Source organism: Mesorhizobium sp. M1E.F.Ca.ET.063.01.1.1 (assembly GCF_003998155.1).
Classification (GTDB): Bacteria; Pseudomonadota; Alphaproteobacteria; order Rhizobiales; family Rhizobiaceae; genus Mesorhizobium.
In genome coordinates, this window is the sequence record NZ_RZSC01000564.1 from 1 (window position 1) to 3,976 (window position 3,976).

General features: G+C 65.5%; 5 protein-coding genes. 4 read left to right on the forward strand and 1 reads right to left on the reverse strand.

Going from position 1 to position 3,976, the window contains the following annotated elements; all coding sequences use genetic code 11:
* Window positions 1–108 precede the first annotated feature (108 nt).
* The 3 genes from purF to EOA29_RS28040 all read left to right on the forward strand — a co-directional run bounded on the left by purF (window position 109) and on the right by EOA29_RS28040 (window position 2,950).
* A complete protein-coding gene (purF, locus tag EOA29_RS28025) occupies window positions 109–1,590 on the forward strand; it encodes an amidophosphoribosyltransferase (RefSeq protein WP_126094857.1) in 1,482 nt (493 codons plus the stop codon).
* 223 nt (window positions 1,591–1,813) lie between these two features.
* Window positions 1,814–2,557 carry an SDR family NAD(P)-dependent oxidoreductase gene (locus EOA29_RS28035; protein ID WP_126094858.1) on the forward strand — a complete coding sequence of 248 codons (744 nt, stop codon included), beginning with the start codon at window positions 1,814–1,816 and terminating at the stop codon, window positions 2,555–2,557.
* A gap of 168 nt (window positions 2,558–2,725) precedes the next feature.
* Entirely contained in the window at window positions 2,726–2,950 is a 225-nt protein-coding gene (locus EOA29_RS28040) for a hypothetical protein (RefSeq protein ID WP_040984608.1), read from the forward strand.
* A 164-nt stretch (window positions 2,951–3,114) separates the two neighbouring features.
* On the opposite strand, the gene EOA29_RS28045 is transcribed toward EOA29_RS28040, so the two are convergent.
* Entirely contained in the window at window positions 3,115–3,618 is a 504-nt protein-coding gene (locus EOA29_RS28045; protein ID WP_126094877.1) for an OsmC family protein, read from the reverse strand.
* A 137-nt stretch (window positions 3,619–3,755) separates the two neighbouring features.
* Here EOA29_RS28045 and EOA29_RS28050 point away from each other — a divergent pair.
* The coding region (locus tag EOA29_RS28050; RefSeq protein WP_189479012.1) for a VOC family protein at window positions 3,756–3,976 on the forward strand (221 nt) is incomplete at its 3' end.

The window sequence follows — 3,976 nt, forward strand, 5'->3', positions numbered from 1 at the left end:
AGACAGGCGCGGCGCTGGCCTAAAGCATTTTATGAATGCGGCATCGCGTGCGTTGCGTTCGACGGGCGATCGCCCTATATGGCGGCTTTAGCGGAGCTTGAGCACCAAATGGCAGACTCAACGGCAGACGCAGGCAAAGTCCTTTCCGCCGAGGCCGACGACCATTTCCACGACGAATGCGGCGTATTCGGCATTTTCGGCCGGCAGGACGCTGCGGCCATCGTCACGCTCGGGCTCCACGCCCTGCAGCATCGCGGCCAGGAAGCGGCCGGCATCGTCTCCTATGATGGCACACAGTTCCATGTCGAACGCCATGTCGGCCTCATCGGCGACACCTTCACCAAACAGCGCGTGATCGACAGCCTGCAGGGCAACCGCGCCATCGGCCATACCCGCTACGCCACTACCGGCGGCGCCGGCCTGCGCAACGTCCAGCCCTTCTTCGCCGAGCTCGCCGAAGGCGGTCTCGCTGTCGCCCACAACGGCAACCTCACCAATGCGCTCACCGTGCAGCGCGCATTGCAGAAGCAGGGCTCTATCTTCTCCTCGACCTCCGATACCGAGACGCTCTTGCATCTGGTCGCCACCAGCAAAGAGCGCGATCTCAACTCGCGCTTCATCGACGCGGTGCGCCAGGTCGAAGGCGCCTTCTCGCTGGTGGCGTTGACGGCCAAGAAGATGATCGGCTGCCGCGACCCGCTCGGCATCCGCCCGCTGGTGCTGGGCGATCTCGACGGCGCCTGGATCCTCGCTTCCGAGACCTGCGCGCTCGACATCATCGGCGCCCGCTTCGTGCGCGACATCAAGCCCGGCGAAATGGTGGTCGTCACCTCCAAGGGCATCGAGAGCCTGTTCCCGTTCGAGCCGCAGAAGACCCGCTTCTGCATCTTCGAATATGTCTATTTCGCCCGGCCGGATTCCTCGGTCGAGGGCCGCAATGTCTATGAGGTGCGCAAACGCATCGGCGCGGAGCTTGCGCAGGAAAACCCGGTCGAGGCCGACATCGTGGTGCCGGTGCCGGATTCCGGCACGCCGGCCGCGATCGGCTTTTCCCAGGCCGCGGGCATTCCCTTCGAGCTCGGCATCATCCGCAACCACTATGTCGGCCGCACCTTCATCCAGCCCGGCGATTCCATCCGCCATATGGGCGTGAAGCTCAAGCACAACGCCAACCGCCGCATGATCGAGGGCAAGCGCGTGGTGCTGGTCGACGATTCCATCGTGCGCGGCACCACCAGCCAGAAGATCGTGCAGATGGTGCGCGACGCCGGCGCCAAGGAAGTGCATATGCGCATCGCCTCGCCGCCGACCAGCGCATCCTGCTTCTACGGCGTCGACACGCCGGAGAAATCGAAGCTGCTCGCTTCGCGCATGTCGGTCGAGGAGATGGCCGAGTTCATCCGCGTCGATTCGCTCGGATTTCTCTCGATCGACGGGCTCTACCGCGCCGTCGGCGAGGCGCGCCGCGACAACGACCAGCCGCAATTCTGCGACGCCTGCTTCACAGGCCAGTACCCCACTCGCCTGCTCGACTTCGAAGGCCACGACAATGTGCGCACGCTGTCGCTGCTGGCGTCGAGCGGGTCGTAGGGGCGCGCCGGACTTTCATTTGCCTTTGCCAAGTTACCCCCCTCTGTCCTGCCGGACATCTCCCCCTCAAGGGGGGAGATCAGATGTCGCCATCGCTTTCGCCAATCTCGAAGGCTGCGAGAAAAGCGCCGGCGCCGGTGAAATCCAATCTCCCCCCCTTGAGGGGGAGATGCCCGGCAGGGCAGAGGGGGGTGTCTCGCGCCCACCTTACGAAAGCTTTCACATGACCCTCGACCTTTCCGGCCGCGTGGCAGTCGTCACCGGCGCCTCGCGCGGCATCGGCTATTTCATCGCCAAGGAACTGGCCGCGGCAGGCGCCCATGTGATCGCTGTCGCCCGCACCGTGGGCGGGCTGGAAGAACTCGACGATCAGATCAAGGCCGATGGCCGCGGACAGGCGACGCTGGTGCCGCTCGACCTCACCGACATGGCCGGCATCGACCGGCTGGGCGGCGCGATCCACGAGCGCTGGGGCAAGCTCGACATTCTGGTGGCGAACGCAGCCATCCTCGGCGTTGTCTCGCCGATCGGCCATGTCGAGGCAAAGACCTTCGAGAAGGTGATGACCATCAACGTCACCGCGACCTGGCGGCTGATCCGCTCGGTCGACCCGCTACTCAGGCTCTCCGACGCCGGCCGCGCGATCATCATGTCCTCAAACGCGGCGCACTCGGCGCGCGCTTTCTGGGCGCCCTACGCGGCCTCAAAGGCCGCGGTCGAGACGATGATGCGCTCCTGGGCGCATGAAACCGAGAGCCTGCCGCTCCGCGTCAACGCCGCCGATCCGGGCGCCACCCGCACGGCCATGCGCGCCCAGGCGATGCCCGGCGAGGATCCGGAGACGCTGCCGCATCCCTCCGAGGTCGCCAGGCGCATCGTGCCGCTGGCAAGCCCGGCGCTGAAGGAGACCGGCTTGATCTTCCAGGCCAAGCACAACCGCTTCGTCGCCTACCGGCAGCCGGAATAACTCGAGTTCAAAAACGCGTCGTGGTCGACTGAGCCTGCCTGGCGAAAGCCCTCTTCACGGCTCTGTGAACGGGGTGGCGGAAGCGTGTTCCGCCGCCCTGCTTTCGCCGCCCGAGGGGAGTTGCTAGGATCGACGCGACTCCCACATCCAGCAAAGTGAGGAATACCCATGGCTGCCACCCCCAGCGTAGCGTTGGTCTGGTATCTGGTGATCGCCGGCCCGCAAGGCGGCATGGTGGTGCTGCCCAGCACCTTCGACACCCGCGAACAGTGCACCAACGCCATCACCGAATATCAGAAGCAGCCGACGCCGCAGGGCTGGGCCGTGCAATGCGTGCCGAGCGCCTCGCCCTTCACCGACGAGGGGGATGCCGAGGAGCCCTCCGCGCAGTAGCGCGAGCTGATCTCCCCCCTTGAGGGGGAGATGGCCGCGAAGCGGCCAGAGGGGGTCGCCGCGCCTGAAGCGCCAACTCCTTCCGACATCAGACGACGCTGGCACTCTACGTGAGACGACCCCCTCTGTCGCCTTCGGCGACATCTCCCCCTCGAGGGGGGAAATTAGCTGGCGCTCACACTCAACGCCGGCTTGTTGTTGATCGTCTGGAACACGACGCAGTAGCGCTCGGTGAGCTTCAAGAGCGAATCGATGCGCTCCTGGGGTTCGTCGGTGTCGAGGTGGAATTTCAGCCGGATCTCGCGGAAGCCGACCGGCGCGTCGCGGGCGACGCCGAGCGTGCCGCGAAAATCGAGATCGCCCTCGGCCACGACGGTGGCGTTGCCGAGCGTGAACTCAAGCGCCGTCGCCACCGCCTTAAGCGTCACGCCGGCGCAGGCGACCAGCGCCTCGAGCAGCATGTCGCCCGAGCAGAGCTCCAGCCCTGAGCCGCCGGTGGCCGGATGCAGCCCCGCCACGGCAAGCGCCCTGCCCGTCTCCACCTTGCAGGTGATCGACCGGTCGTCGAGCGTTCCGCGCGCCCTGAGCGTGATCACGGCCTTGGCGGCGTCCTGGCGGTAAGCCTCCTTCAGCGGCGCCTGCATGGCCTTGAGTGCGGTCGCGTCCATTGTGCATCCTTTTCGATGCCGACTGATAGCACTGTCTAGCGCGGCGGGCAGAACAATGCTCGGTGAACGACAAGCCTGTCGGACCGGGCGAAACTCGAACGTCCTTCGGTCGTTGTCAGACAGGAAGGAGATCCAGCATGGCCAAGGTCACCTCGCATCTGTGGTTCGAAAAGGACGCGCGGCAAGCGGTGGAATTCTATGTCGCCACCATTCCCAACTCGGCGATCGGCCGCACCACGGACGTGGCGGCGGACAATCCAAGCGGCCCCGCCGGCAGCGTCAAGATCATCGGATTCGTGCTCGACGACCAGAATTTCATCGCGCTCGAAGCCGGCCCGCTCGACCCGTTCAATCATTC

Coding starts and splice junctions, on each gene's coding strand:
- EOA29_RS28040 (WP_040984608.1), top strand. CDS start 2,726: ATGGCTGCCACCCCCAGCGTAGCGTTGGTCTGGTATCTGGTGATCGCC.
- purF (WP_126094857.1), top strand. CDS start 109: ATGGCAGACTCAACGGCAGACGCAGGCAAAGTCCTTTCCGCCGAGGCC.
- EOA29_RS28045 (WP_126094877.1), bottom strand. CDS start 3,618: ATGGACGCGACCGCACTCAAGGCCATGCAGGCGCCGCTGAAGGAGGCT.
- EOA29_RS28035 (WP_126094858.1), top strand. CDS start 1,814: ATGACCCTCGACCTTTCCGGCCGCGTGGCAGTCGTCACCGGCGCCTCG.